Origin of the sequence: Paraburkholderia sp. EG287B (assembly GCF_040965595.1) — a bacterium.
GTDB lineage: Bacteria > Pseudomonadota > Gammaproteobacteria > Burkholderiales > Burkholderiaceae > Paraburkholderia.
In genome coordinates this window covers 22,071-46,110 of record NZ_JBFRCG010000008.1, presented here as the reverse complement: position 1 = coordinate 46,110, position 24,040 = coordinate 22,071, and the positions used below count along the sequence as shown (strand labels likewise).

The following is a 24,040-nucleotide window of genomic DNA, read 5'->3' as shown; positions in this document are numbered from 1 at the left end:
GACCCGGGCGGTCAGTTCGCGGCGCGCTCGCGCGTGCCGATCGTGCTGGCCGCCTTCGCCTGCTTGGCGGGCTTGCGCCGCGCACGGGCTTTCTTGAGCCAGATGAGCACGCCGGTCACGCTGAGCATCGCGACGACAACGCCGGTAAAGCTGATGGCGATGCGCCCCGGCAGCCCGGCGATGCGACCCGAATGCAAGGGGAATTGCGCCTGCATGAAGATGTCGCCTGCGCTGCCGCGGCCCGGAATCTGTCTGCCGAGCACCTGGCCCGTCCGCGCGTTCATGATGAGCCAGGCATTGCCGAGGCCCGCGTCGCCGTGATCGTTGCCCGCCTCGAAGTAGCCCACGCCATACACGCCGGAGGTGGGCAGCCCGAACAGTCCGCCCGGCGGCGCCGTGATGCCTTCGCGGCGGCCCATCGCGGCGGCTTCGGCCACGATGCGTTCGCGCGCGGCCGCTGCCTCGGCGGGCGTGAGCGCGGGGCCCGGCGCGACGATGCGGAACGGGTCCGGCGCGAGCGTCGAGAACACCGACACCACGGGGCGCACGACCTGCGCGCCGAGGTTCATCGAAATCGACGTGACGGCCACCACGATCAGGAGTCCCCAGAGCCACACGCCGCCCGAGCGGTGCAGGTCGAACGTGAGCGCATAACCGCCGCGCTTCACGCGAAAGGCGAGCGACTTGCGCCAGCTTTTCAGGCTCGGGAAGGCGAGCACGATCGCGATGAGGCCGTCGAGCAGCCATACCATCCCGACCACGCCCATCGTCCACACGCCGAAGTCGATGCCCATTTTCGTCGGCATGAACAGCGTGTAGTGGAGCCGGTAGAGGAAGGGGATCAGGTTCTGGCGCGCAAGCGAAGCCTTGCCCCACATGCGGCGGCCTTGCTCCTCGCCCGTGACGGGGTCGAGCGCGACCTGGTTGAAGTCGAGCGCATAGGGCGTCTGGTTCGCAGGGTTCAGGCGCGGCGCCATCTGCGCGATCCAGGTATGGCCGGGCTCGACGGAAAGCGGCATGAAGGTCACGACCGCGTGCGGTTCTGCGGCCTCGAGACGCTTCGCGAGTTCGAGCGCGGGCAGCGGCGTGCCCGGCGTCGCGCTACGGAAGAACGTTGGATTGAGCAGCGCGTCGAGTTCGTGGTCCCACGCGATCACCGCGCCGGTCAGTCCGGCGAGGAACAGGAAGGCCGCGGTGCCAAGACCGAACCAGCGGTGCAGGCGGACCAGCAGCGGTCTCATGCAAAACCTCGGCTCGCCGGCCGGCGCGCGGGGGCGAACGCGATCACGATTGGGCTCACGGCAATCTTGAAAAATACTGCAAATAGGAATCGTTTGCATTCTACGGATCGACCGTCGAAGGCGCAAGCTTTGCGAAAGGGGGGATATGGGGGCGGAAGAAGCGCGGAACGCGCAGAATCGGCCGCGGCGCTCGCGAGACGTCGTCGCGAGTGCCGCTACAGCCATCAGACGCGATGCCCGGCCGTGGCGACCGGGCGTGCGATCACACGGGGTCCTTGTCCGGCGGCCCCTCGGGCTGCTGCGGTTCGTCCTTGTGATGGCCCGGTGCCGGCGGGGTGAGCGGGTCGCGTTCGGGGTCCCGGGTCGGATCGGCGAGTGGATCGGGAAGCGGATTCGTGTGCGAGCAGATCATCGCGAGGTCCTCTTGCGCTAGCGTGCGGCCGTGTGGTGCGCGTCACCCTATAGCGTAGGCGATCGATTGCATGCCTGACACTCGCAATTGAACAATCGCCGCGGGCGAGTCGCGAGTGCGCGCGAATCAGAGCCCGTTGAGGTCGGCCGGCGTGTCGACGTCGCGCAGAATGCCCGGGTCGTCGACTTCGACGCGCGTCAGCGGGTGGGTGCTCAGCAGGGCGCGGGCGCCCGTGTCGCCGTCGAGCGCGACGAGCGCTGCGCGATGCGCGTAGCCGAAGCCCACCGGATGTCCGCGCTGCCCGCGATAAAACGGCGCGACGAGCGATGCGCCACCATCCAGTGTGCGCGCCACGGCTTCGATCGATTCGACGGCAATGCAGGGCATGTCGGCCAGCGCGACGATCCAGCTTTCCGCTTCATGATCGGTTTCCACGCCCGCAGCGAGGCTCGCGCCCATGCCGCGCGCGGCGTCGGGGGCGAACACCACGTCGCAGCCGGCGTCGTTGAGCACATGCGCGAGTGTTTCGGCCCCGGGACGTACCACGGCGATCACTTTGGGTACGACGCGCAGCAACCGTTGCGCGGACTCGCGCGCGACGCACGTGCCTTCAGGGAGGGGGGCGAGGAGCTTGTTGCGCAGTCCGTTGGGATCGAAGCGCGAACCGGTGCCGGCGGCGAGCAACACGCCGGTGGCGAACGAAGCATAGGCCATGGGTGTGGTACGCCCGCGAAGAGGGTGAGCAGTGATTGTGCGGCGCAAGCGCGCGTGAGGCAAGCCCCGCGCGCCGCATATGCCTTGCTTCGTCTTGCATTTGGCGACCGCTCATGCACTGTGCCTGTGCAGAGCCTGCACGGCAGACCCTCGGTTACACGAGCGAATTCGTCTGCGGGACGACCTTGTCGAGCGTAATCGGCAAATCGCGCACGCGCACGCCGGTGGCGTGATACACGGCGTTCGCAATGGCCGCCGGCACGCCGGTAATACCGATCTCGCCGATGCCGCGCACGCCGAGCGGATTGAAGCGCAGATCGGGTTCGCCGACGAACAGTACGTCCAGCTCGCCGATGTCCGCGTTCACGGGCACGTGGTATTCGGCGAGATTGTTGTTCGCAATGCGGCCCATGCGCGTGTCGAAGAGACCCTCTTCGTGCAGGGCCGTGCCCACGCCCCATACCATGCCGCCCATCAACTGGCTGCGCGCCGTCTTTTCGTTGAGCACGCGTCCCACGTCGTACGCGCCGACGATGTGCGCCACGCGTATCGTGCCGGTATCGGCATCGACGTGCACTTCGGCGAACACGGCGCCGAATGAGTGAAACGCATACTGCTGCTTCTCCGCGCCTGGCTTCGTCGCGACCTGCGCCTCGAGCGGCTGGCCGCCCGCGCGGGCGATGACGGCCGCGGCGGGATCGCGTCGCGAGCTGTCGCTGCGGCTCACGACCCAGCCGTCCTGCACGGTCACGTCGTCCGCAGCGAGTCCGTAGACGGGCGAGCCGCGATCGCCGCGCGCGAGCGCGACGAGCTTGTCGCGCACGGCCGTGCACGCGGCCTGCACGGCGGGCGAGACGCTCGCCGCCGACTGCGAGCCGCCCGAAACCGGCGCGACCGGCAAGGTCGAATCGCCCAGCGCAAAGCGGATGCGGTTGGGCGGAAAGCCGAGCGCGTCGGCGGCCACCTGGGTCATCACCGTGTAGGTGCCGGTGCCGATGTCCTGCGTGCCCGACGCGACCATCGCGTAGCCGTCGGGCAGGATGCGCGCCACGGCGGCGGCTTCGCTGCGGTTCGCGGGATACGTCGCGCTCGCCATGCCGAGGCCGACGAGCGTATTGCCGTTGCGCATGGCGCGCGGCGTGTTGACGCGCCGCGACCAGTTGAAGCGTTGCGCGCCCGCCTCGTAACATTGGCGCAGCGCTTTCGACGACCACGGCTTACCGTCCTGCGGCTCGCTTTCCGCGTAGTTCTTCAGGCGCAGCGCAACCGGGTCCATTTTCAGTTGCCACGCCAGCTCGTCCATGGCCGATTCGAGCGCGAACGAGCCCGTGGTTTCACCGGGAGCGCGCATGAAGGTCGGTGTGCCGACATTCAGGGGTACGACACGATGGCTCGTGCTGCAATTGGGCACCGCGTACATGATGCGCGTGACGAGGCCGCACATCTCGAGCCAGTCTTCGAACGTGGACGTGTGAGCGAGCGTATCGTGGCGCAGGCCCGTGAGTGTGCCGTCCGCGCGCGCGGCGAGCGAGAGATGCTGCTCCGTGTGCGGGCGCGAGCCGACCGGCCCGAACATTTGCGGCCGCGCGAGCGCGAGCCGCACGGGGCGGCCCGTCTGCTTCGCGGCCATCGCGCACAGGCTCACGTGCGACCACGACGAACCCTTGCAGCCGAAGCCGCCGCCGAGGAACGGCGAGATCACGCGCACGTTGTCGGGCGCGATGCCGAACACGGCCGCCACCGCGTTGCGCGCGCCGCTCACGCCCTGAGTGGCGTCGTAGAGCGTGAGGTCCGGGCCGTCCCAGTGCGCCATCGTCGCGTGCGGTTCCATCGGGTTGTGGAACTGCGTGGGCGTGGTGTAGACCGCCTCGAAGCGCACCGCGCCTTCGTGCAACCCGGCTTCGACGTTGCCGCGCGTCGATTCGACCGGGCGGCCCATCGGGCTGGGCGGCGCGTGCGCGTCGCCTTTCGCGCGGTTGAAGTCGAGCGTGGCCTGGGTCGGCGCGTAGACGATGTTGATGTGACGCGCGGCATCGGTGGCGTGTTCGAATGTGTCGGCCACCACGACCGCAACCGGCTCGTTGCTGTAGCGCACGACGTTGTCCTGCAGCAGCGTGAGGTGCCGTCCCGCCGGCGGCTTGAGCGGCGAGCGCCCGCCGTTGGGCAGCCGCATCGCGGTCTGGTACGTCATGACGAGCAGCACACCGGGCATGGACTGCGCGCGGCTCGCGTCGATCGACGTGATCGTGCCGCTCGCAATCGTGCTCGTGACGAGCACGGCATGCGCGAGCCGCGTTTCGGGGAAATCGCTCGCGTAGAGGGCGCCGCCCGTGACCTTGAGCATGCCGTCGATGCGGTCCATCGGTTGTCCGGTCAGCGTGCTCATGCGAAATCTCCGGTGTTGTTGCCTTGCGTGCCGGCGGCGGCGAGCATCGTCGAGCGGACGATCGCGCGTTGCGCGAGCCCGACCTTGAACGCATTGCCGCTCAACGGCTTTGCCTGCGCGAGTTCCGCCGCGGCGGCCTCGCGCAGCGTCGACGCGTTGAGCGTCTTTCCCGCGAGATGTTGCTCCGCCGCGCTCGCGCGCCAGGGCCGATGCGCGACGCCGCCCAGCGCGATGCGCGCCGTGCGGATGCGGTGGCCGTCGAGTTGCAGCGCGCTCGCGACCGAGACGAGCGCGAAGGCATAGCTCGCGCGGTCGCGGATCTTGAGATAGTGCGCGTGCTCGCCGAACAACGGTGGCGGCAGGTCGACCGAGGTGATCAGTTCACCTGACTGAAGCGTCGTGTCGAGATCGGGCCGCTCGCCGGGTAGGCGATGAAACGACGCGAACGGGATGGTGCGTGCGCCGCCCGGACCGCTCACCTGCACGGTCGCGTCGAGCGCCGCGAGGGCAACGCTCATGTCGGACGGATTAACGGCCACGCATTGTGCGCTTGCGCCGAGGATTGCATGCATGCGGTTGAAGCCGCCAATCGCCGCACAGCCGCTGCCGGGCGCGCGCTTGTTGCATTGGGTGAACGCGGTGTCGTAGAAGTACGGACAGCGCGTGCGTTGCATGAGATTGCCGCCCACGGTGGCCATGTTGCGCAGTTGCGGCGAGGCGCCGGCGAGCAGCGCCTGCGAGAGCAGCGGATAGCGCGTGCGCACGAGCGTGTGATTGGCCGCGTCGCTGTTGCGCACGAGCGCGCCGATGCGCAGGCCGCCGTTGGGCAGCGTTTGAACCTGATCGAGCGCTTCGATGCGCGTGATGTCGATGAGCGTGACCGGATGCGCGACGCCGCCCTTCATGAGATCGAGCAGATTCGTGCCGCCGCCGATGAACACGGCACCGGGACGCTGCGCAGCGGCAATCGCGCCGTTCACGTCGGCGGCGCGCTGGTACGAGATGGCATCCATTTGTGTGCCTCCGTGCTCAGGCGCCGGCCGTATGCGCGTCGCGCACGGCGGCCACGATGTTGACATAGGCGCCGCAGCGGCAGATGTTGCCGCTCATGCGCTCGCGGATTTCGGCATCGCTGAGTTGCGCGGGGCGTGTGCGCACGTCGGGTGTGGCAGCGCTCGCTGCGCCTGCCGCGAATTCGCTCAGGCATGCCGTGGCCGAACACAACTGGCCCGGCGTACAGAAGCCGCACTGGAAGGCGTCGTGCTCGATAAAGGCGCGCTGTACGGGACTCAACGCGGCCACGCCCGCGAGCCCTTCGACGGTGGTGATGCGCTGGCCTTCGTGCATCACGGCGAGCGTGAGGCAACTGTTGATGCGCCGCCCTTCGACGAGCACCGTGCAGGCGCCGCACTGGCCGCGATCGCAGCCCTTCTTCGTGCCCGTGAGGCCCGCATAGTCGCGCAGTGCATCGAGCAGCGTGACGCGCGGTTCGATATGCAGCGCGTATGCGCGGCCGTTGATGTCGAGCCTGACCGGTTGCGCGGGCGCGGGCGGCGGCGCTTCGGTGGGGGCGGTGGCAGGCGGCGCATTCTGTGCATGCAGATGAGGCGTCGCGCCCAACGCGGCAGCGGCGGCGGCCGATTGCAGAAAGCGGCGGCGGGTGACGTCGGCGGGCGCGTGGGAGGGGGAAGCTTGGGAGGCGTCGTCGCAATCGCACGGCGCATCGAGGGGACGTTCGTTGGACATGGCGATCTGCGGACTCCAGGATGAAGACGGAACGTAATCCGGGACTTCAGGCGCTGGCCGCGCGGGGTTGCGCAGGGCTTCGTCGCGCAGCGGCGCGCCTCTTTCGTGAAGCAATTCCGGTGCCGCGGTTGCTCGGCCGGGCATCGCAGAACTGCAAATTGCACTTCTCGAACACGAAAGTAAAGCGCTTACATGTGAATTTTTCGCTGCATATTGCTTGATGGCGCAACGCTGTCGCATGGCTGACGCGAGTCCGGCGCGAAGCTGACGCCGTGGACAGAAACGCAATGCAGCGCGAGGGAAAAGCGTATTGAAAGATGGTTGTGCGACGAGTCGCTCCGCGCAACGCGTACGCTATGAGCGGTCTTCCTGAAGGTAACGATGCACGAAGGCGATCGCCATGCTGCCTTCGCCGACGGCCGAGGCGACACGCTTGACCGGGCTCAGCCGCACATCGCCGCAGGCAAAGATGCCGGGTACGCTCGATTCGAGCAGGTAGGGATCGCGCCGGTGCGACCAGCGCCCGGCTTTCACGGCATCGTCGCCGGTCAGCACGTAGCCGCGCTTGTCGCAGGCGATCTCCGGCGGGAGCCAGCCCGTCTCCGCGTCCGCGCCGATGAACACGAACAAGCCGCCGCATTCGCGCCGGCTCACGCTCGCGCTGGCCGTATTGAGCACGTCGATGGCGTCGAGGTGCGTCTCTCCATACACACCGACGACTTTCGAGTTCAGTTCGACGCGGACGTTCTCCTTTCCCACCAACTGCTCGACGAGATAGCGCGACATCTTGTTCTCGAGCGACTCGCCGCGCACGATGAGCGTCACGGCGCGCGCATGATTGGCGAAGTACAGCGCGGCCTGTCCCGAAGAATTTCCGCCGCCGATCAGATAGACGTCGAGCCCGTGCGTGCCGCTCGCTTCGCTGCGCGCCGCACCGTAATAGATGCCTTTGCCGATGAAGCGGTCGAAGCCTTCGATCGCCAGCCGCCGCCAGGTGACGCCCGTCGCGAGAATGAGCGTGTGCGCGCGCACCACGTCGCCGCCGTCGAGGTGGACTTCGCGCGCCGCGGTATCGACGCGTGCAACCGCGCGCGTGACGAGGATCTCGGCGCCGAGGCGCTTCGCCTGCTGCAGCGCGCGGCTCGCCAGTTCGTCGCCGGATATGCCGCCAGGAAAGCCCAGATAATTTTCGATGCGCGAAGAGGTGCCGGCCTGGCCACCCGGTGCTTCACGCTCGACCACGATGGTGCGGAGTCCTTCCGACGCGCCATAGACCGCCGCGGCAAGACCCGCCGGGCCGCCGCCGATGATCAGCGTGTCGTATTCCGCGAGACGCGGCTGGGTTTGCAGCCCCAGGCGCTCCGCCAGGTCGCGCGTTGCGGGGCGGCTCAGCAGGGTGCCATCGGCGAGGCGCAAGGTGGGGCAATGCTGTTCTTCGGGGCAGGGGCCGTTCCAGCGTGTCTTGAGTTCGGGCGCGTCGGGCGTGATCCACTCGCAGCTGATCTGGTTGCGCGCGAGAAACTGGCGCAGGTTCGCGCACGCCGGGTCCCAGCGCGCGCCAACGAGCGTGACGCGTGTTTTCGGCGGTTCCGCGGAAAGGCCCTGCAAGCCGCCGATGCGTTCGCGGGCGAGCGCGCCCATGCGCGTGGCGACGTCCGGGGAGGCGGCAGCGAGCGCGTAGTAATGCTGTGCGTCCACGCGCATCACGCGCGAGGGAAGGGCTGCGCGATACGCGCCGGGAAAGGGCGAGCTGAGCGCGAGCGGCACCTCGCCGAAGATCGTGCCGGGCAAGCGCCATCCCAGCGTGCGCTCGATGCCGTCGAACAGCTTGACGACCTCCATCTTGCCGGACAGCACGGCATAGAGCGCGCGCTCGCCGCCTTCGTGCACGGCGTACTCACCGGGACTCAGGCGCAGGTCGGCGCAGGTGTGCGCGAGGCGTTCGAGTTCGGCTTCGGGGAGCGTGGAGAAAAGCGGGACCGCGCGGATTTCTTCTGTGGTCAGCATGGCTTCGCAACGCAGCGGGAACGCAGGAAACGACGACGGGACAACGGCGCGGGAACGTACTTTCGTGGTGCGGCGTGGCCGCTTTTTTGACGTCTCATGCAGTATAGGCGGTGCGCATGCGGACATTCGCCTTATCAATCGACTGACGAATTGCGCGCGAGTCAATCGAGAGGATCGCTAACCATGCCACCGGTGTCCAGCGCAGCCACGGCCTCGCGCAGCCACACGAGCGCCGGATCGGCGTGATTGCGCGGATGCCATGCCGCATGCATCGAAAAGCCGCGTGCCTCGAACGGCAGCTCGAACAGGTCCACGCGGTCCTGGTAGCGTGCGACGAGCCGGTAGGGCAGCGTCGCCACGTAGTCCGTGCGCGTGAGCACCTCGGGCACGAGCGTGAAGTGCTGCACCGAGTGCGCCACGCGGCGGCGGCGGCCGAGCGCTTCGAGATGTTCGTCCATGAAGCCGAAGAAGCTCGCGCCGCTGGTCGAGACGAGCACGTGCTCGAGCGCGCAATAGCTGTCCAGGTCGAACGGCGCCGCGCCGCGCGGGTGCCCTTTGCGCTGCGCCACGACGAAGCGTTCGTCATAGAGCTTTCTGGCCTTGAGCGTTGGCGGCACCTGCTGCGCGGAGCCGAGCAGCAAATCGATTTCGCCGCGCTCGAAGCGCTCCGCGAGCGAACCGGATTCGATCGCGATGAACGCCAGTTGCAGCCCAGGCCCCGCCAGACGCGGCCACGCGATCATCAGCGGCAGGCCGAGCACGGCCACGCACTGGTCGCTCGCGGCGACCACGAAGCGCCGCTTACCCGTGAGCGGATCGAATGCCGGCTCGCGGCGCACCACCGTTTCGAGCGTCTTGAGCGCCGCATGCAGCGGCGCCATCAGCTCGAGCGCGCGCGCCGTGGGCGTCATGCCGCGGCCATTGGCGGCGGGGATGAGCAGCGGGTCGTCGAAGAACTGGCGCAGCCGCGCGAGCTGCGCCGACACGGCCGGCTGCGTGAGATTCAGGCGTGCGGCGGCGCGCGTCACGTTCGACTCGGCGAGCAGGGCGTCGAGCGACACGAGCAGGTTCAGGTCGACGCCAGAGAGATCAATCACGATGATAGGTGCAATGTCGGCAATTGATTTCAAGAATACGTCTCGCTCGCCTAGAGTTCAATCCGTCAGATGCACACCCTTTCCACTAGGAGAAGCCATGAAAGCCTGGATGCTCGATCAACCCGGCCTGCCGCTCGCGTTGCGCGACGTGCCGCAACCCGAACCGCGCCGCGGCGCGCTGCTGGTGGGCGTGGAGGCCGTGCCGCTCCTGAGCTATACGCGCCAGTACGTGCAGGGCAAGCTGCCCTACGGCTACCCGCAGGGGCCGTTTTCGCCGGGCACCAACGGCATCGGCCGGGTGCTCGCGGTCGGTGCAGGCGTGTACGGCTATCGCGTCGGCCAACGCGTGGCGCTGAGCCCCTACTGGATCGCCGACGAGGCGCTGCGCGAGCCCGCCCAGGCGCTGCTCGGGCTCACGGCGATCAGCCCGGACAGCGGGCCCATGCTCGACGATTTCCCGCACGGCACGCTGCGCGAGGCGGTCGAGTTTCCGGCCTCGACGGTGTTCCCGCTCGATGGCCTCGATCACGTGCCCTCGGCGCAGCTCGCGGCGCTCGGCAAGCTCGTGGTGCCGTTCGGCGGCCTGCGGCGTGGCCGGCTCGCGGCAGGCGAAACCGTGGTGGTGAACGGTGCGGCCGGCGCGTTCGGCTCGGCGGCCGTGCTCGATGCGCTCGCGCTCGGCGCGGGCCGTGTGGTGGCGTTCGGGCGGCGCGCGGCGGCGCTGGCGCCGCTCGCGAAGCTCGGCGGCGGACGTGTGGTCACCGTCGCGCTCAGCGGCGAGATGGCGCGCGACGTGGAGGCCATCCGCGCGGCCGCGAACGGCGGCGCCGATCTCGCCTTCGACATGGTGGGCCACGCCACCGACCCGGGCGCCACGCTCGCCGCGCTGCGCAGCCTGCGCCGCAACGGCCGCATGGTGCTGATGGGCAGCATGGAGGTGGAGTTGCCGATCAAGTATGGCGAGATGCTCATCAACAACTGGGAGTTGATGGGCCACTTCATGTACAGCGGCGCCGACTACCGTGCGCTGATCGCGCTCGTGCAGTCCGGGCAATTGCCGCTCGATGCGATCGACGTGCAGCGCCACGCGTTCGATGCACTGGAGAGCGCGATCGACGCGGCGGAAAAGGCACAAGGGCTGACCTGCGTGACGGTTTGCACGTCGTCAGGCGTTTGAGCACGCCATCAGCAAATCGGCCCGCAAGCGCGACTTGACGCTTGCGGGCCGATGACGTTGCAAGTGCAACGAGGCTCAGTCGATGCCGTGGAACACGGCGTCGTCCGGGCCGAGGTACGCGGGCGGACGCCACACGGCGTCGCGCATCGAATGCTGCACGAGATTTTCCACGCCCAGCAGCACCGCGAAAATCGCCATGCGCACCGGAATGCCGTTGTCGGTCTGGCGGAAGATCGCGAGGCGCGGATCGTGGTTCAGATCGGTCGAGAGATCGTTGGCGCCCGGGCGGCTATCGCGCGGCAGCGGGTGCATCACGAGCGTTTCAGCGCTGCAGCACTCGTCCATCGTTGCCTGGTTGATCTGGAATTCGGGCGTGTAGCCTTCGAACGACTCGTCGGCAAAGCGCTCCTTTTGGATGCGCGTGGCGTACACCACGTCCGCGCCGCGCAGGCCTGCGCGCAGATCGTGTGTCTGCTCGACCACATGGCCGTTGGTCGAGATCTTGTCGACGATGTACGCCGGCATTTCGAGTTGCGGCGGCGAAATAAGCGTGAACTTGATGCCGCGATAGAGCGCGAGCAGCTTCACGAGCGAGTGCACCGTGCGGCCGTACTTGAGGTCGCCCACGAGCGCGATATGCGCGCCGTCGACGATCTTGCCCAGACGCGAGAACTCGCGCTGGATCGTGTAGAGGTCGAGCAGCGCCTGGCTCGGGTGCTCGCCGGGACCGTCGCCGCCATTGATCACGGGGATGTTCACTGCACGCGCGAATTCGGCCACCGAGCCTTGATCAGGATGTCGAATCACCATCGCATCCACGTAGCCGGCCATCACGCGGCTCGTGTCGTAGATCGATTCGCCCTTGGCCATCGAGGAGAACGTGAAGCCGGTCGTGTCGCACACCGAACCGCCCAGGCGGCAGAACGCGGCGCCGAAGCTCACGCGCGTGCGCGTGCTGGCCTCGAAGAACAGGTTGCCGAGCACCGCGCCTTCGAGCACGCGCGAGATTTTCCGGCGGCGCGCGATGGGCTGCATGATATCGGCCACGCGGAACAGGGCCTCGACGGAGTCGCGCGAGAACTGGTCCACGGAAAGCAGTTGCGGCTTGCCCTCGAACTGCATCTGGCTGGCGAGCGAACGCGCCGAGTCTACGCTTTGCGTATAGTCTTCGCGCGGCTCGCCGCTGCCGACGATTTCCGACACGAAGCGCTCGACGATCTCCGGCATGGCGCGCGATTCCTGCGACTCCTCGGGCAGCAGCCACGTGTCGAGCGCACGACGCGACACGCCGATGCGGCTCGCAAATGCGTCGCGGGTCATGTTCAGACGCCGCATGGCGTCACGGAGGAAGGCTTGTTGCGGAACGCTCATGCTGGCACCCGTGATTTCTGGTTAATGTACGCGGTGCGTATATTAGTTCGGTGGCGCGAGAAGTCAAGTTCTTTTGTCGGAAGAGCGCTCGAGAGACCCTGCGGGCACGAGTGAGCGCGTACCCTCGCGCAGCACGCCGCCTGCTGGCGCCCGCCCGCAACCGCGCGATCCCGGTTACACTGCGCGACATGCTACGTCACCCGCTCCGCCACGATCTGCCGAATTTCACCGCCGCCACGCGCGCGGTGTCGTCACTTGCGCAGGCCGCATCGGTGTGGGTGAAAGCCAAAGCCAAAAAACAGCCGCTCATCTGACCGGAGTCTGCTGTTCCGTCAGATGTGCGACGGAACAGCCAGCCGAAGGCGCCCTGCCTTCCGCCCCACTCCCGGCTTGCTTCCCTCCTGCGCACCGCTGAACGGACCTTCCATACGGTCGAGTTCAAGGGAAAGTCATGTCAGAGTTTTCGGGTATCTGGATTCCGCTCATCACGCCGTTCAACGCCGGTGCAGTCGATCATGCTGCGCTCGACGCGCTCGTGCGCCACTACGTCGAGGCCGGCGTGGCCGGCTTCGTCGCGCTCGGCACGACCGGCGAGCCCGCCGCGCTGAGCGACGCGGAAGCGGACGACGTGCTCGCCACCGTGCTGGCGTCGGCGGGCGGGCTGCCGGTCGTGGCGGGCGTGAGCGGCAATCACACGGCGGCCGTCTGCGAGCGGATCGCGGCGCTCAACGAGCGGCCCGTCGCGGGCGTGCTGGCGGCCGCGCCTTACTACATCCGCCCATCGCAGGCGGGTGTGATCGGCCACTTCGCCGCGCTCGCCGATGCGAGCCGCAAGCCGCTGATCGTCTACGACATCCCCGCGCGCACGGGCGTGCACATCGAGTTGCCGAGCCTGCTCGAACTCGCCGCGCACGAGCGCATCGTCGCGGTGAAGGACTGCGGCGGCTCGCTCGACAAGACGCTCGCGCTGATTCTCGACGGCCGTTTGCAGGTGCTTTGCGGCGAGGACATCGACATGTTCGGCGCGATGTGCGCGGGCGCGAGCGGGGCGATTGCGGCGTCGGCGCATTGGCGGCCGGAGCGCTTCGTGGGGATGGTGCGTGCGTTGCAGGAAGGGCGTCTCGCCGATGCGCGCGCGATCTGGCACACGCTGGTGCCGCTCGTGCGCGCCGCATTCGCGGAGCCGAATCCGGGGCCGGTGAAGGCGGGGCTGGCTGCGTGCGGGCGGATCCGCAATGAACTGCGCGCGCCGATGACGCGTGTGAGCGGTGAACTGGAGGCGTCGCTGGCGCGCCTCGTGATTTGACGCTGCCCGTGCGGGAAGCGCGCGTGGCGGGATGAGATGGCGGCGGTGGAAGTACAAAGTGCGGCTTGTGCCGCCGTGAGTACGCCGCCCGGAAGCGGCGCGTCTAGCGCGCCGCGCGTGCGTTCGCGGTGCTGGACGCGCGGCGGCGGCGCGTGCGGGGGCGTTCGACTGCGGCGGGTTCGCCGTTCAGCAGAATGCGGCGGCCAGGCACGTGCTGCGCAACGAGGCGCGCGATATCGAGCGCCGTGCTTTCGGCGGGCACGACCTGGCGGCGGGCGCTGTCGTCGAGCGGCGTCGTCCATTCGACGAGGCGGTAAGCGCGGCCCCAGGGATGCTGGAGCGGCGTGGAGACCCGGCACGACGCGACCGTCGAAGCGGCGCCGTCGCGCAGCAGGGACTGCAGGTGCACTAGCACATCGTCTTCAACCATGACCTCGCTCCTCCTACGCTTGCCGCGCAAAAAAATGCCGCCGATATTCCGGCGGCTCAACAGGGGTTGAGCCTATGGTTGCAGCAAAGAATTAAACCAACCTTAAGAGAGGGGCTGGGGCGATGGCAGCCCGGGTGTGACCGGCGCGGCCAATGGATGGAGCGGCGCGAGCCCTATGCGGGCTTGCACCATGCAGGAAAATGCGGCGGGGTGGAGCGGCCGGCCTGCGTATGGCCGGCACAAAGACAAGCAGACAGACGGCGATTAGTGCGGCTTCGTGCCATTTTGCCGCAGTGTCGCACGCGTCTTGCGCGCGGCGAAAAGCGGCAGATAGTCCTGGATGCGCGCTTGCGCTCGATATTCATTGAGCGTTTCGGCGTAGATGCGCGCGACCGTTTCCTCCGGCGTGTTGGTTTCTTCGGCGATGGTATGGACGATCTCGGCAGCATCGGCGGTCTTCGGCATGACTTGGCTCCGGTCAGCGAGGAGGGGTTGGCGGGGGGCTTTCCATTCAAGGACATCCGGGCGCGGGATACCAATTGAATCCACCTATCGGGCAAAAAACGCCGCAAGCGGGTCGCAGGCGTGATCTGTCTGAGCTTTGGCGCCTGCTCGCTCGAGCCCTGTATTTTCAGGGCTTCCAGCGCAAAACGGCCACGGCGAGACAGAATGTCCGCGCCGTGGCCGCCTGATGGCATGCGGCCATGGGCCGCACGCGTGCTGCTTATGTCAGCTTTACGCCGCGGTTTCGAGCGACGGGTAGTCCGTGTAGCCCGTTTCGCCGCGCGCGTAATACGTCGACGGATTCGGCGCGTTGAGCGGCGCGTTCAGTTCGAAACGGCGCGGCAGGTCGGGGTTCGCGATGAAGAGCTGACCCCACGCGACCGCGTCGGCTTCGCCTGCCGCGAGCACGGCCTGCGCCGATTCCAGCGAGAACTTTTCGTTCGCGATGAACGGACCGCCGAATTCGGCCTTCAGCTGCGGCCCGAGACGGTTGTCGCCAAGCGATTCGCGCGCAAAGAGGAACGCGATTTTGCGCTTGCCCAGCTCGCGAGCCACATAACCGAACGTCGCCGCCGGGTTCGAATCGCCCATCGTGTGAGCGTCGCCGCGCGGTGCGATATGCATGCCCACGCGATTCGCGCCCCACACGTCGATACACGCGTCGGTGATTTCGAGCAGCAGGCGCGCGCGATTTTCGATCGAGCCGCCATAGGCGTCCGTGCGCTGGTTGGTGCTGTCCTGCAGGAACTGGTCGAGCAGATAGCCGTTCGCGCCGTGAATTTCCACGCCGTCGAACCCGGCCGCCTTCGCGTTGACGGCGCCCTGGCGGAACGCGGCGATCACGCCCGCGATCTCTTCGGTTTCGAGCGCGCGCGGCGTGACGAAGCCGCGCTGCGGACGCACGAGGCTCACGTTGCCTTGCGGCGCAACGGCGCTGGGCGCCACCGGCAGCTCGCCGTTCAGGAACACAGGGTCGGACACACGGCCGACGTGCCACAGCTGCAGGAAGATGCGGCCGCCCGCGGCATGCACCGCATCGGTCACGATCTTCCAGCCTGCCACTTGTTCCTGCGACCAGATGCCCGGCGTTTCGGCATAGCCGACGCCTTGCGGCGTCACCGAGGTCGCCTCGCTGATGATGAGGCCGGCCGTGGCGCGCTCGGCGTAGTACTTCGCCATGAGTTCGTTGGGCACGCGCACTTCACCTGCGCGTTGACGCGTGAGCGGGGCCATGATGATGCGGTTCGGCAGCGTGAGGTCGCCGATCTGGATGGGGTCGAAAAGCGTTGCCATTGCCATGTGTAGGGTCACCTTGTCTGCGGGCGCGGCCCGCGGGCTGAAAAGCGATACGGGAATCGAAACGGACGATGCGTATTCAGCAGATGTTTCGTCGCTGAAGAATCACAACTGCGCGTTCATATGGGCGATAAACGCCTCGATGACCGGTTCGTTGCGCTTGAAGAACACCCACTGCCCCACGCGTTTGGACGTGACGAGCCCGGCCTTCTGCAACACGGCCAGATGCGCGGACACCGTGGATTGCGAAAGCTCGCAATGCGCGTCGATCTTGCCCGCGCAAACGCCGTTTTCGAGCGGCAGCTCCTGGTCGCCGAAGTGCACCTGCGGCTCGCGCAGGCACGCAAGAATCTCGCGGCGCACCGGATTGGAGAGCGCCTTGCAGATCGCGTCGACGTCTAGAGCGGGAGTGGTAGGGGAATGCTTCATCGCGGCTGCATCGTAACTGTCCGAATCATATATCGTGATTCTACGATATGGGCGATGACACTGATTTCAATAGGGTTGTCGGTACATCGCGCTTTCCCTCCCCGCTTTTGCGTGGTCTCGCGCTATGCAAAACACCGGGAAGCCATGCTTGGGAGCCGGTTGATTCGCGGGCCAGTGCCCGCTGCATCGTGGGGGTGCGCCGCTGCGTTGGCGGCGCACACTCTCGCTCGATCTACGCCGTCGCCCGCTGCGCAACCGTGGCCGCAACTCGCACGCGGCTCACATACGCCAGCGCGGACAAACTGATCATGGCGGTCGCGATCAGCCAGTAGCTCGGCGCGCTCTTGTCGCCGGTGGCGCTCAGCATCCACGTAACGATGGCCGGGGTGAAGCCGCCGAATACGGTCACGCCGATGTTGTAGCCGATCGACATGCCGGTGGCGCGCGTCGCGGCCGGAAAGATCTCGGCCATGAGCGCGGGCAGGGCGCCGAAATAGATCGACTTGAGGAGCGCGAGCCACGCGATCAGTACGAAGAGCGGCACCGCACTCTCATGGCTGGTCGCCCAGGCGAAGCCGGGGTAGGCGCTCGCGAGAAAGAGCAGCGCCACACAGGTCATCTGCGTGCGCCGCCCGATGCGGTCGGACAGATGCCCCGCGAACGGCGTGACCATGGTGAGAATTACGCCGCCCGCCATCGTCGCCGCGAAGCCGGTAGCCGCCGGCAGATGCAGCTGGCGGATCGCGAACGTGGGAATGTACTGCAGCAGATAGTTGACCGCCGTCGACACGGTCAGCAGGCCGATCGCCGTGAGCACGAGCCGCTTTTGCTGGCCCAGTACTTCGCGCACGGGCGTTTCGGTGCGCGCGGCGCGCTTGAAGTCCTCGGCGTCTTCAATGAAGCGGCGCAGATAGAGGCCCACCGGACCAATCAGCAATCCGAAGAAAAACGGCAGTCGCCAGCCCCAGGCCGCGAGGTCGGCGGGCGCCATGAGGCGGGCGAGACCATAGCCGAACGACGCCGCGAGCAGCGTGGCGAGGCCTTGCGTGGCGAACTGCCAGCTCGCGAGAAAACCGCGCCGGTGCGGCGCATGCTCGATCAGCATGGCCGTGGACGCACCGAACTCGCCGCCCGCCGAAAAGCCCTGGATGAGCCGCGCGGCGAACACCGCGAGCGGCGCGGCGAGTCCTATCGCCGCGTAGTCGGGAATCAGCGCGATGATCGCCGTGCCGACCATCATGAGGCTGACCGAGAGCATCAGCGCGGCCTTGCGTCCGCTGCGGTCGGCATAGGCGCCGAGCACCGCGCCGCCGAGCGGCCGCACGAGATACGACGCGCCGAAGGTGCCGAACGTGAGCAGCATCGAAACGGTTTCGTTGACCGCCGGAAAGAAGTGCTTGCCGATGTACACCGCGAAGAACCCGTAAATGGCGATGTCGAACCATTCGAGCGCGTTGCCGGCGGAGGTGGCGATGACGAGCCTCACAAGGCTCACGGGTTGTTTGGCGGACATGGCGGCAGGCACCTTTATTTGGGTCGTCAGGCGAGGGCGTCGGTGGGTTGCGTCGCGCGTGCTTGCGCTTGCGCCGATGCGCGGCTTGCGGCGAGACGCGCGGCGTCGTCGCCGAGGTCCCACCAGAGTCCGGCCATCACGGCGAGCGCCTCGCGCGCGACGGAGCCGAGCAGGTGTTCGTTCGGCGCGTGCTGTGCGCAGGCCGGATACGAGTGCGGGACCCAGAGCGTCGGCAGGCCGAGCGTGTATGCGAATACGTCGTTCGGCACCGTGCCGCCGAGGTTCGGCAACAGCGCCGGCTTCTTGCCAGTCGATGCTCGCAGCGAATCGAGCGCCCAATGCACCCAGGCGTCGTCGGGGTCGAGCCGCGTCGCGGCGGACGTCTGCATGACGCGTACCTGCACGTCGTCAAAGCCAAGCCGCGCGAAGTGCGCTTCGAGATGCTCGCCTACACGCGCGGCGTCGGTGCCCACCACGAAGCGCAGCTGGCAGGTGGCCTTGGCCGTGGGCGGGATCGCGTTGACGGGCGCGTCGGGGTTGCCGCTCTTGAACGCGAGCACTTCGAGCGTGTTCCAGGCGATCACGCGCTCGGTGGGCGTGAGGCCTGGCTCGCCCCAGTCGGGATCGATCGCGGGGGCGTCTTCGTCGCCGCCGAGCACGATGTCGGCAAGCGCTTCGCGCACGCTCGCGGGCACGGGCGGCGGACGCAGCCCGTCCACGGCAATGGCGCCGCGCCGGTCGACGAGGCTCGCGATCGCGTGCGACAGCACGATGGCCGGATTGCGCAGCGCGCCGCCCCAGTTGCCCGAGTGATGCGCGCCACGGCGCAGATCGACGAGCAGTTCGAACGTCACGCCGCCGCGCGAGCCGAGGAACAGCGTGGGGCGTTCGGCCAGCACGCGCGGGCCGTCGGAGGCGATGAACACGTCCGCCGCGAGCGCGTCGCGATGGGCGGCGCACACGGCGTCGAGGCCCGGCGAGCCGATTTCCTCGCCGGTTTCGAAGATCAGCTTCACGTTGTAGCCGAGCTTGCCGCCGCGCGCGACCAGCACCGCGGCGAGCGCGGCGAAGTTCACGGAGTGCTGGCCCTTGTTGTCGGCGGTCCCGCGGCCATACCAGCGGTCGCCTTCCACGGTGACGCTCCAGGGCGCGAGACCCTCGCGCCACTGCTCGTCGTAGCCGCGCACGACGTCGCCGTGGCCGTAGGTCAGCACACCCGGAAGCGCGGGGTCTTCGATACGCTCGGCGATCAGAAACGGTGCGCGGGAGCCCGCGGGATTCTCGACCACGCGGCATGTGAAGCCGAGCGGCGTGAGCGAGGGCATCACCTCGTCGGCGAGATAGGCGACCAGCGCGCGGGCCTGCGCCGGATTCTGGCTCTCGGTGCGAAAGCCCACGCGGCGCTGGAGGTCGGTGAAGAACGCGCCGGAATCGTACACGCGCACGGCGCGGTCGATGGCGGTTTGTCGGGTCTCGTTCAAAAGGGCTCCTCTCGTGCCTGGGTGCGGGGAATGAAAGCAGTCTAGGAACGTCAAAAATTCGCAACAATTTCAAATTTTGCGGATAGCATTGCCGAAATGGCAACGCACCAGGCGCCCACTGGACGGAAAAACCGATGCTTCATGGAATCGCCTTGCGCTACTTCGTCGAGGTCGCGCGCACGGGGTCGCTGGCCGCGGCCTCCGAGAACCTGCACGTCGCCGTTTCGGCGATCAGCCGTCAGATCAGCAAGTTGGAGGAAGACGTGGGCACGGCGCTCTTCGAGCGCATGCCGCGGGGGATGGTGCTGACCGAATCGGGCGAGCGGCTGGCCGAGCATGCGCGGCGCGCGCTGCTGGAGGGCGACGCCGTGCTCGCCGAGATCGCTACGGCCAAGGCGCTCGGGCACGGCATTGTGCGAATCGGCTGCACGGAGGGCTTTACGCGCTCGTTCCTGCCCCACGTGCTCGCGCAGCATCACGCCGCCGCGCCGCACGTGCATTTCAATCTGCGCTCGGGCACGCCTTCGCAGGTCGAGCAGTGGGTGGCTACGGGCGAGGCGGACCTGGGGCTGGCGTTTTCGAGTGGAGACCCTGCGAAGGTCTACGTGCAGTACAGCGCACAGGCGCCGGTCTGCGCGCTGCTCGATCCGGGGCATCCGCTGGCGCAGCGCGACTCGCTCACGCTCGCGGACCTGCGCGACTATCCCGTCGCGCTGCTCGAGCGCGGCAACACGGCGCGCCAGCTATTCGACGAATGCTGCGCGCGGCACGGCATCAAGCTCGAGCCCATTCTCACCAGCAACAATTCGAGCGCCTTGCATGCGTTCGCCGCGCTGGCGGGTGCGATCACGCTCGGCAGCCGGCTCTCGCTTTCGGGCCTCGCGGACGATCTTTCGCTGGTGGCGAAACGCTTCGACGAACCGACGCTCAACCAGCGCAACCTGTGTGTGATGACGATGCGAGACCGGCGGCTTTCGCGCCCCATCGAGGGGGTGCTGGTGGCGCTGATCGCCGCGATCGAACGCGCGTTGTGATGTGACGGCGCGTCAGCGTTTGCCGGCGCGCCCCGTCATGCGTCCCAGGATGTCCACGCGCTGCACCAGTTGATGGTAAATCACCGCAAGCACGTGCCCGGCGATCAGTGCGTACGTCAGGTACGCCAGCCAATAGTGGATCTTCGAGCCGAGATGGCCGAGCGCCTTGTCGACCGGCACGACGGCAGGCACCTGATACAGCCAGAACCAGTTCACCGGATGGCCGCCGCCATACGAGTTGATATATCCACTGATCGGCATGGCGAAGAGAATCAGATACAGCAAGCCATGACCGATATGCGCGAGCTTCTGCTCGAACGCCGGAATGCGTTGCGGCAGCGGCGGCGCATTGCCCGCAAGCCGTGTCACCACGCGGATCAGCGTGAGCAACAGGACAGTCAGGCCAATCGATTTGTGAAAATTCACCCAACTGCCGTGCGACGGGTCATGACGGTCCATCGTCGTCATGTACCACGCCACCGGGATCACCACGAACATGCATAGCGCGGTCAGCCAATGCAGCACGCGCAGTGTCAAGCCGTAGGTGGGACGCGCGAACGACAACGCAGAAATGGAGTGTGGGCTTCGGGACATGGTAAAGGCCTTTTCGCGGTCGAATTGACCAAGCCTGCCACAAAAACGGCTGTGCGGAACATCCTCGGCCGATGCCGTTTTGTTAGCTCAGGTTACAACGGCTGTCACCAAAATGACATTGGATGATAAGTCAACAATAATTCTTCAATGGATTTCCCTTATCTAGCTGCCGGTTGACCTGCCGATAACTGCGGAATGTGATCCGGTCCGTCTGCTTCGACTTGGCCGTAAGTTGCATTGTCAATCAGGAGTCGGGAATTCCATGTCCAGCAATTTCGCAGAAGCCCCGTTTGGCGGGGCGTACGCCCCGGCCAATGCCGCTCGCCGGGGAGCGGCCGTCGAAAGCCCGCTCATGAACGCGCGCAAACGAGCCGACAGGGCTTGCGCGCTGGTCAACTGGATTCTTCTGGCGGCCGCCTTGGGGATAGGCTGGCATTTCGACGCGCTCACGCCGGTGCTCGTCGTCGGATTGCCGCTCGCGCTCGTGTCCACGCTGCTCGCACTTGCCCTGCCTGGGCACAAGTTCACCAGGATGGGTTCCGCGCTCACCTTCATGGGCGGCGCGGCCCTATTGATCGACGTGGGCGGCGGGCAGGACGAGTTTCACTTCGTCGTATTCATCCTGCTCTCGCTGCTGCTCGCCTATCGCGACGTGCAGGTCGTGCTGCTCGCTACCGGCTTCATCTCCGTCCAGCAACTCGCGTTCAACTATTTGCAGGCGTGGGGCTGGCCGGTCCGGGTATTTTCGCAAACGGGCTTCGACGTCGTGGCGCAGCACTGGGCGTTCCTCTGGCTGCAAACCTTGTTCATCGCGGCGATTTCCGCGCGCCAGGAGCGCGACGCGAACGTTGCGGGCGAACTCGCGGCCATGTCGGAGGGGATCGGCCAGGCTTCGGGCTACATCACGCTGAGCGAGCAGGCGAGCCGGTCCGCGAGCGATGTGGCCGGCGCCTTCCACGCCACGCTTGCGGCCGTGCGCAAGACGCTGCTGCAGGTGCGCGACAGCGTGAGTGAAGTTTCGGAATCCGTAGCAGGAACTAGCGCGCGTAACGCTGTCCTTTCGGAGCGGACCGGGCAGCAGCGCCGCTCGCTCGAAAGCATGGTCGCGGCGATGGAGCAGCTCAAGCAAAGCGTGCACGAGAGCGTCGATCACGCAATGGCGGCCAGCGCGCTGGCGGGCTCGGCGAGCGAGGTCGCGACCCAGGGGCGCGGGGCGATCAAGGCAGTGATCGAGACCATGGGCGACATTTATCGCTCGTGCGAACGCATCACCGACATCATCGGCGTGATCGACGGCATCGCGTTCCAGACCAACATTCTCGCGCTCAACGCTTCGGTCGAGGCCGCGCGCGCGGGCGATCAGGGGCGCGGCTTCGGGGTGGTGGCGGAGGAGGTCCGCACGCTGGCCCAGCGCAGCGCCTCGGCGGCGAAGGAGATCCGGGCGCTGATCGGCGAGTCGGTCGAGCGCGCCCGCACGGGCAATGGTCTCGTCGAAAGCGCGGGCAACACGGTGGGCGAGGTGCTCGAAAGCGTCACGCGCCTGTCGGCCATCGTTCACGAAATGGCGACGGCCACCGGCGCGCAGCGCGCAGGCATCGACCAGATGGGCGAGAACATCGCCGGCATCGACGCGGCGATACGCGAGAACGCGGCGCATGTCGCCGACACGGTCGAGCAGGTCAGGCAGCAGCATCGCCAGACGGAGCTGCTCGCCAGCGCGGTCAAGGTGTTCAGGCTGGATTGAGGGGCATCACGACGCGTTTTCGGGGCGCGACCCCGAGGCAGACCATTTTGTTACACCTCTTACGGGGCTTGGCCTGTGGCGTTACAAAGCCCTTTCGCGTTGGCCGCTATACTCGGTTCCGTCTCAAAAACGTAAGAGAACAACTATGTCGAAGAAAATCATCCAGATGGTTGCCGTTGCCGCGCTGACTGCTGCGGCCTCGCTGCCGGCGCTCGCCGGCGATATGAACAACGCACTGGGTGGCGCGCTCGGCGGCGTCGCCGGCGCGGCTTTGGGCGGCGCCGTGGGCGGCAGCACCGGCGCGGTGATCGGCGGCGCGGTGGGCGGCGGCGCGGGTGGCGCGGTCACCTCGAACCGTCGCGAGCGCACGGGCGCCATCATCGGCGGCGCGCTCGGCGGCGGCGCTGGCACGGCGGCGGGCAACGCCATGGGGGGCCGCACGGGCGGCCTGATCGGCGCGGCCGTGGGCGGCGGCGCAGGCTCGGCGCTCGGCGGCAATGTCTCGCGTTCGAACTCGTATGCCGACGACTATTCGCGCGGCTATCACGGCAAGCACCACAAGCACCGTCACTACGACTAAGCACGGTTTGCCGGGCGCAACGGCAGCGCGCCGCTGCGCCTCGTCATTTCGCGCCGCCGCATCCGGCGGCGCTCGCCGGGCCGTTCTGGCACGCGCGTAACTTCCTCCCTGCTTGAGTTAGACCTCATCCGGGTGTCGGATCGCGGCGGCTTCGCGCTGCTTGATTCGGTATGCCAGGCGATTTCACCGGTATCGGTGAACCTCAATCCTGCCGCGCTTTGCGTCGCCATGAGCCGTGTGGCAGCTCCTTGTCGCGCTCTGCCGCGGTGAGCGCGACAAGAAGCTGCGTGTGGTTCAGTGGAATGCAATAGGCCGGTTTCGCGCGCTCGAAACGCCAGCTATCGGCAAGCGAACCCGCGTCGAGCACGTCGAAATCGAGCTGTGTGTGCAGCGCGGCCACGAGCGCCTTCGCCGCTTCGTCGTCTGCGGCGACGGGTAGCGCGCGCCGTCCGCCTTCGACAGCCGGACGCTCTTCGCGCGGCAGGTCGTACGCAAGAATCGCGCTGAAGGCCTTGACCACCCGTGCGCCATCCAGTTGCCGCGCAACGCGCTCGCTCGTCGCCTCGCGGTGTTCGTCGAACGCCGCAATGGCGCCGTCGCGCGCCGGATAGTAATTCATGGTGTCGATGACGACCTTGCCGGCGAGCGTTTTGACCGGTATCTCGCCGAGCGCGGCCAGCGGCAGTGCCGCGATCACGATCTCTCCGAACGCCGCGGCTTGCTCCAGCGAGCCGATCCTGCAGCCCAGCGCCGCCGCCTCTGCCGCGCGCGCCTTCGGATCGCGCGACGAGAGCATCACCTCATGCCCCGCCTGCGCGAGCAGTTTGCCCAGCGTCGAGCCGATCTCGCCCGCGCCGAGAATGCCGACAGCCAATCGATGTTCGTTCATGGGAAGCCCCGTGGTTTGCAATGGAGACTCCAGCGTAGCGCCGAAACTCCCATGCGATAATCTGCTATCCAGGTGAAAGACTCGAAACG

22 protein-coding genes and 1 pseudogene are annotated in these 24,040 nt (G+C 67.2%); 6 read left to right on the top strand and 17 right to left on the bottom strand.

Annotation, left to right across the window (positions count from 1 at the left end):
• Positions 1-11 precede the first annotated feature (11 nt).
• The 6 genes from AB4Y40_RS15510 to AB4Y40_RS15485 form a co-directional block, all read right to left on the bottom strand.
• A complete protein-coding gene (locus AB4Y40_RS15510; protein WP_368688461.1) occupies positions 12-1,241 on the bottom strand; it encodes a PepSY-associated TM helix domain-containing protein in 1,230 nt (409 codons plus the stop codon).
• 262 nt (positions 1,242-1,503) lie between these two features.
• Positions 1,504-1,653 (bottom strand): hypothetical protein, encoded by a 150-nt coding sequence (locus AB4Y40_RS15505; protein WP_176732810.1) that lies wholly within the window; start codon positions 1,651-1,653, stop codon positions 1,504-1,506.
• A 126-nt stretch (positions 1,654-1,779) separates the two neighbouring features.
• Positions 1,780-2,367 carry an NTP transferase domain-containing protein gene (locus AB4Y40_RS15500; RefSeq protein ID WP_368688460.1) on the bottom strand — a complete coding sequence of 196 codons (588 nt, stop codon included), beginning with the start codon at positions 2,365-2,367 and terminating at the stop codon, positions 1,780-1,782.
• A gap of 154 nt (positions 2,368-2,521) precedes the next feature.
• On the bottom strand, positions 2,522-4,753 hold the full coding sequence (locus tag AB4Y40_RS15495; RefSeq protein WP_368688459.1) for a xanthine dehydrogenase family protein molybdopterin-binding subunit: 2,232 nt from the start codon (positions 4,751-4,753) through the stop codon (positions 2,522-2,524).
• Positions 4,750-5,766, bottom strand: a complete 1,017-nt coding sequence (locus AB4Y40_RS15490) for a xanthine dehydrogenase family protein subunit M (RefSeq protein ID WP_368688458.1) — start codon at positions 5,764-5,766, stop codon at positions 4,750-4,752. Before AB4Y40_RS15490 ends, AB4Y40_RS15495 begins: the two co-directional genes overlap by 4 nt.
• Positions 5,767-5,782: 16 nt before the next feature.
• Complete coding sequence (locus AB4Y40_RS15485; RefSeq protein WP_368688457.1) at positions 5,783-6,499, bottom strand: (2Fe-2S)-binding protein; 717 nt, start codon at positions 6,497-6,499, stop codon at positions 5,783-5,785.
• 20 nt (positions 6,500-6,519) lie between these two features.
• Between AB4Y40_RS15485 and AB4Y40_RS15480 the strand changes: the two genes are divergently transcribed.
• Positions 6,520-6,720, top strand: coding sequence for a hypothetical protein (locus AB4Y40_RS15480; protein ID WP_368688456.1), 201 nt, complete (start codon positions 6,520-6,522; stop codon positions 6,718-6,720).
• Between the two features lie 133 nt (positions 6,721-6,853).
• Here AB4Y40_RS15480 and AB4Y40_RS15475 read toward each other — a convergent pair whose 3' ends face one another.
• Together AB4Y40_RS15475 and AB4Y40_RS15470 are read right to left on the bottom strand one after the other, a co-directional pair.
• On the bottom strand, positions 6,854-8,506 hold the full coding sequence (locus AB4Y40_RS15475; RefSeq protein WP_368688455.1) for an FAD-dependent oxidoreductase: 1,653 nt from the start codon (positions 8,504-8,506) through the stop codon (positions 6,854-6,856).
• Between the two features lie 161 nt (positions 8,507-8,667).
• Positions 8,668-9,636, bottom strand: a complete 969-nt coding sequence (locus AB4Y40_RS15470; protein WP_368688454.1) for a LysR family transcriptional regulator — start codon at positions 9,634-9,636, stop codon at positions 8,668-8,670.
• A gap of 64 nt (positions 9,637-9,700) precedes the next feature.
• Here AB4Y40_RS15470 and AB4Y40_RS15465 point away from each other — a divergent pair, with 64 nt between their 5' ends.
• Positions 9,701-10,780 (top strand): zinc-binding dehydrogenase, encoded by a 1,080-nt coding sequence (locus AB4Y40_RS15465; RefSeq protein ID WP_368688453.1) that lies wholly within the window; start codon positions 9,701-9,703, stop codon positions 10,778-10,780.
• Positions 10,781-10,855: 75 nt separating this feature from the next.
• Here the strand turns inward: AB4Y40_RS15465 and AB4Y40_RS15460 are convergent, their stop codons facing one another.
• Positions 10,856-12,151: an aspartate carbamoyltransferase gene (locus AB4Y40_RS15460; RefSeq protein ID WP_368688452.1), complete on the bottom strand. Its 1,296-nt coding sequence runs from the start codon at positions 12,149-12,151 to the stop codon at positions 10,856-10,858.
• A gap of 451 nt (positions 12,152-12,602) precedes the next feature.
• Between AB4Y40_RS15460 and dapA the strand changes: the two genes are divergently transcribed.
• Positions 12,603-13,457, top strand: a complete 855-nt coding sequence (dapA, locus tag AB4Y40_RS15455) for a 4-hydroxy-tetrahydrodipicolinate synthase (RefSeq protein ID WP_368688451.1) — start codon at positions 12,603-12,605, stop codon at positions 13,455-13,457.
• Positions 13,458-13,656: 199 nt separating this feature from the next.
• On the opposite strand, the pseudogene AB4Y40_RS15450 reads toward dapA, so the two are convergent.
• The 6 genes and pseudogenes from AB4Y40_RS15450 to AB4Y40_RS15425 form a co-directional block, all read right to left on the bottom strand.
• Positions 13,657-13,887: pseudogene (locus AB4Y40_RS15450) on the bottom strand (DUF2866 domain-containing protein); the annotation flags it as partial.
• Between the two features lie 264 nt (positions 13,888-14,151).
• A complete protein-coding gene (locus tag AB4Y40_RS15445) occupies positions 14,152-14,352 on the bottom strand; it encodes a DUF3562 domain-containing protein (protein WP_368688450.1) in 201 nt (66 codons plus the stop codon).
• A 270-nt stretch (positions 14,353-14,622) separates the two neighbouring features.
• Entirely contained in the window at positions 14,623-15,684 is a 1,062-nt protein-coding gene (locus tag AB4Y40_RS15440; RefSeq protein ID WP_368688718.1) for an alkene reductase, read from the bottom strand.
• A gap of 108 nt (positions 15,685-15,792) precedes the next feature.
• A complete protein-coding gene (locus AB4Y40_RS15435; RefSeq protein ID WP_368688449.1) occupies positions 15,793-16,116 on the bottom strand; it encodes an ArsR/SmtB family transcription factor in 324 nt (107 codons plus the stop codon).
• 232 nt (positions 16,117-16,348) lie between these two features.
• Positions 16,349-17,629 (bottom strand): MFS transporter, encoded by a 1,281-nt coding sequence (locus AB4Y40_RS15430; protein ID WP_368688448.1) that lies wholly within the window; start codon positions 17,627-17,629, stop codon positions 16,349-16,351.
• Positions 17,630-17,655: 26 nt separating this feature from the next.
• Positions 17,656-19,110: a M20 family metallopeptidase gene (locus tag AB4Y40_RS15425; RefSeq protein WP_368688447.1), complete on the bottom strand. Its 1,455-nt coding sequence runs from the start codon at positions 19,108-19,110 to the stop codon at positions 17,656-17,658.
• 134 nt (positions 19,111-19,244) lie between these two features.
• Here AB4Y40_RS15425 and AB4Y40_RS15420 point away from each other — a divergent pair, with 134 nt between their 5' ends.
• Entirely contained in the window at positions 19,245-20,144 is a 900-nt protein-coding gene (locus AB4Y40_RS15420; protein ID WP_368688446.1) for a LysR family transcriptional regulator, read from the top strand.
• Between the two features lie 12 nt (positions 20,145-20,156).
• Here AB4Y40_RS15420 and AB4Y40_RS15415 read toward each other — a convergent pair whose 3' ends face one another.
• Positions 20,157-20,738, bottom strand: a complete 582-nt coding sequence (locus AB4Y40_RS15415; RefSeq protein ID WP_368688445.1) for a cytochrome b — start codon at positions 20,736-20,738, stop codon at positions 20,157-20,159.
• Positions 20,739-21,000: 262 nt separating this feature from the next.
• Between AB4Y40_RS15415 and AB4Y40_RS15410 the strand changes: the two genes are divergently transcribed.
• The gene (locus AB4Y40_RS15410) at positions 21,001-22,482 is read left to right on the top strand and encodes a methyl-accepting chemotaxis protein (protein WP_368688444.1); all 1,482 of its coding nucleotides are present in this window, start codon (positions 21,001-21,003) and stop codon (positions 22,480-22,482) included.
• Positions 22,483-22,627: 145 nt separating this feature from the next.
• Entirely contained in the window at positions 22,628-23,062 is a 435-nt protein-coding gene (locus AB4Y40_RS15405; protein WP_069261799.1) for a hypothetical protein, read from the top strand.
• Positions 23,063-23,264: 202 nt separating this feature from the next.
• Here the strand turns inward: AB4Y40_RS15405 and AB4Y40_RS15400 are convergent, their stop codons facing one another.
• Positions 23,265-23,951 (bottom strand): NADPH-dependent F420 reductase, encoded by a 687-nt coding sequence (locus tag AB4Y40_RS15400; protein WP_368688443.1) that lies wholly within the window; start codon positions 23,949-23,951, stop codon positions 23,265-23,267.
• Between the last annotated feature and the right edge of the window lie 89 nt (positions 23,952-24,040).

Excerpts from the sequence above, each read along its gene's own strand:
- AB4Y40_RS15420 (WP_368688446.1), top strand. The coding sequence starts at position 19,245 with ATGCTTCATGGAATCGCCTTGCGCTACTTCGTCGAGGTCGCGCGCACG.
- AB4Y40_RS15415 (WP_368688445.1), bottom strand. The coding sequence starts at position 20,738 with ATGTCCCGAAGCCCACACTCCATTTCTGCGTTGTCGTTCGCGCGTCCC.
- AB4Y40_RS15475 (WP_368688455.1), bottom strand. The coding sequence starts at position 8,506 with ATGCTGACCACAGAAGAAATCCGCGCGGTCCCGCTTTTCTCCACGCTC.
- AB4Y40_RS15460 (WP_368688452.1), bottom strand. The coding sequence starts at position 12,151 with ATGAGCGTTCCGCAACAAGCCTTCCTCCGTGACGCCATGCGGCGTCTG.
- AB4Y40_RS15485 (WP_368688457.1), bottom strand. The coding sequence starts at position 6,499 with ATGTCCAACGAACGTCCCCTCGATGCGCCGTGCGATTGCGACGACGCC.
- AB4Y40_RS15400 (WP_368688443.1), bottom strand. The coding sequence starts at position 23,951 with ATGAACGAACATCGATTGGCTGTCGGCATTCTCGGCGCGGGCGAGATC.
- AB4Y40_RS15440 (WP_368688718.1), bottom strand. The coding sequence starts at position 15,684 with ATGGCAACGCTTTTCGACCCCATCCAGATCGGCGACCTCACGCTGCCG.
- AB4Y40_RS15405 (WP_069261799.1), top strand. The coding sequence starts at position 22,628 with ATGTCGAAGAAAATCATCCAGATGGTTGCCGTTGCCGCGCTGACTGCT.
- AB4Y40_RS15465 (WP_368688453.1), top strand. The coding sequence starts at position 9,701 with ATGAAAGCCTGGATGCTCGATCAACCCGGCCTGCCGCTCGCGTTGCGC.
- AB4Y40_RS15410 (WP_368688444.1), top strand. The coding sequence starts at position 21,001 with ATGTCCAGCAATTTCGCAGAAGCCCCGTTTGGCGGGGCGTACGCCCCG.
- AB4Y40_RS15510 (WP_368688461.1), bottom strand. The coding sequence starts at position 1,241 with ATGAGACCGCTGCTGGTCCGCCTGCACCGCTGGTTCGGTCTTGGCACC.
- AB4Y40_RS15490 (WP_368688458.1), bottom strand. The coding sequence starts at position 5,766 with ATGGATGCCATCTCGTACCAGCGCGCCGCCGACGTGAACGGCGCGATT.
- AB4Y40_RS15495 (WP_368688459.1), bottom strand. The coding sequence starts at position 4,753 with ATGAGCACGCTGACCGGACAACCGATGGACCGCATCGACGGCATGCTC.
- AB4Y40_RS15505 (WP_176732810.1), bottom strand. The coding sequence starts at position 1,653 with ATGATCTGCTCGCACACGAATCCGCTTCCCGATCCACTCGCCGATCCG.
- AB4Y40_RS15500 (WP_368688460.1), bottom strand. The coding sequence starts at position 2,367 with ATGGCCTATGCTTCGTTCGCCACCGGCGTGTTGCTCGCCGCCGGCACC.
- AB4Y40_RS15430 (WP_368688448.1), bottom strand. The coding sequence starts at position 17,629 with ATGTCCGCCAAACAACCCGTGAGCCTTGTGAGGCTCGTCATCGCCACC.
- AB4Y40_RS15445 (WP_368688450.1), bottom strand. The coding sequence starts at position 14,352 with ATGCCGAAGACCGCCGATGCTGCCGAGATCGTCCATACCATCGCCGAA.
- AB4Y40_RS15435 (WP_368688449.1), bottom strand. The coding sequence starts at position 16,116 with ATGAAGCATTCCCCTACCACTCCCGCTCTAGACGTCGACGCGATCTGC.
- AB4Y40_RS15480 (WP_368688456.1), top strand. The coding sequence starts at position 6,520 with ATGAAGACGGAACGTAATCCGGGACTTCAGGCGCTGGCCGCGCGGGGT.
- dapA (WP_368688451.1), top strand. The coding sequence starts at position 12,603 with ATGTCAGAGTTTTCGGGTATCTGGATTCCGCTCATCACGCCGTTCAAC.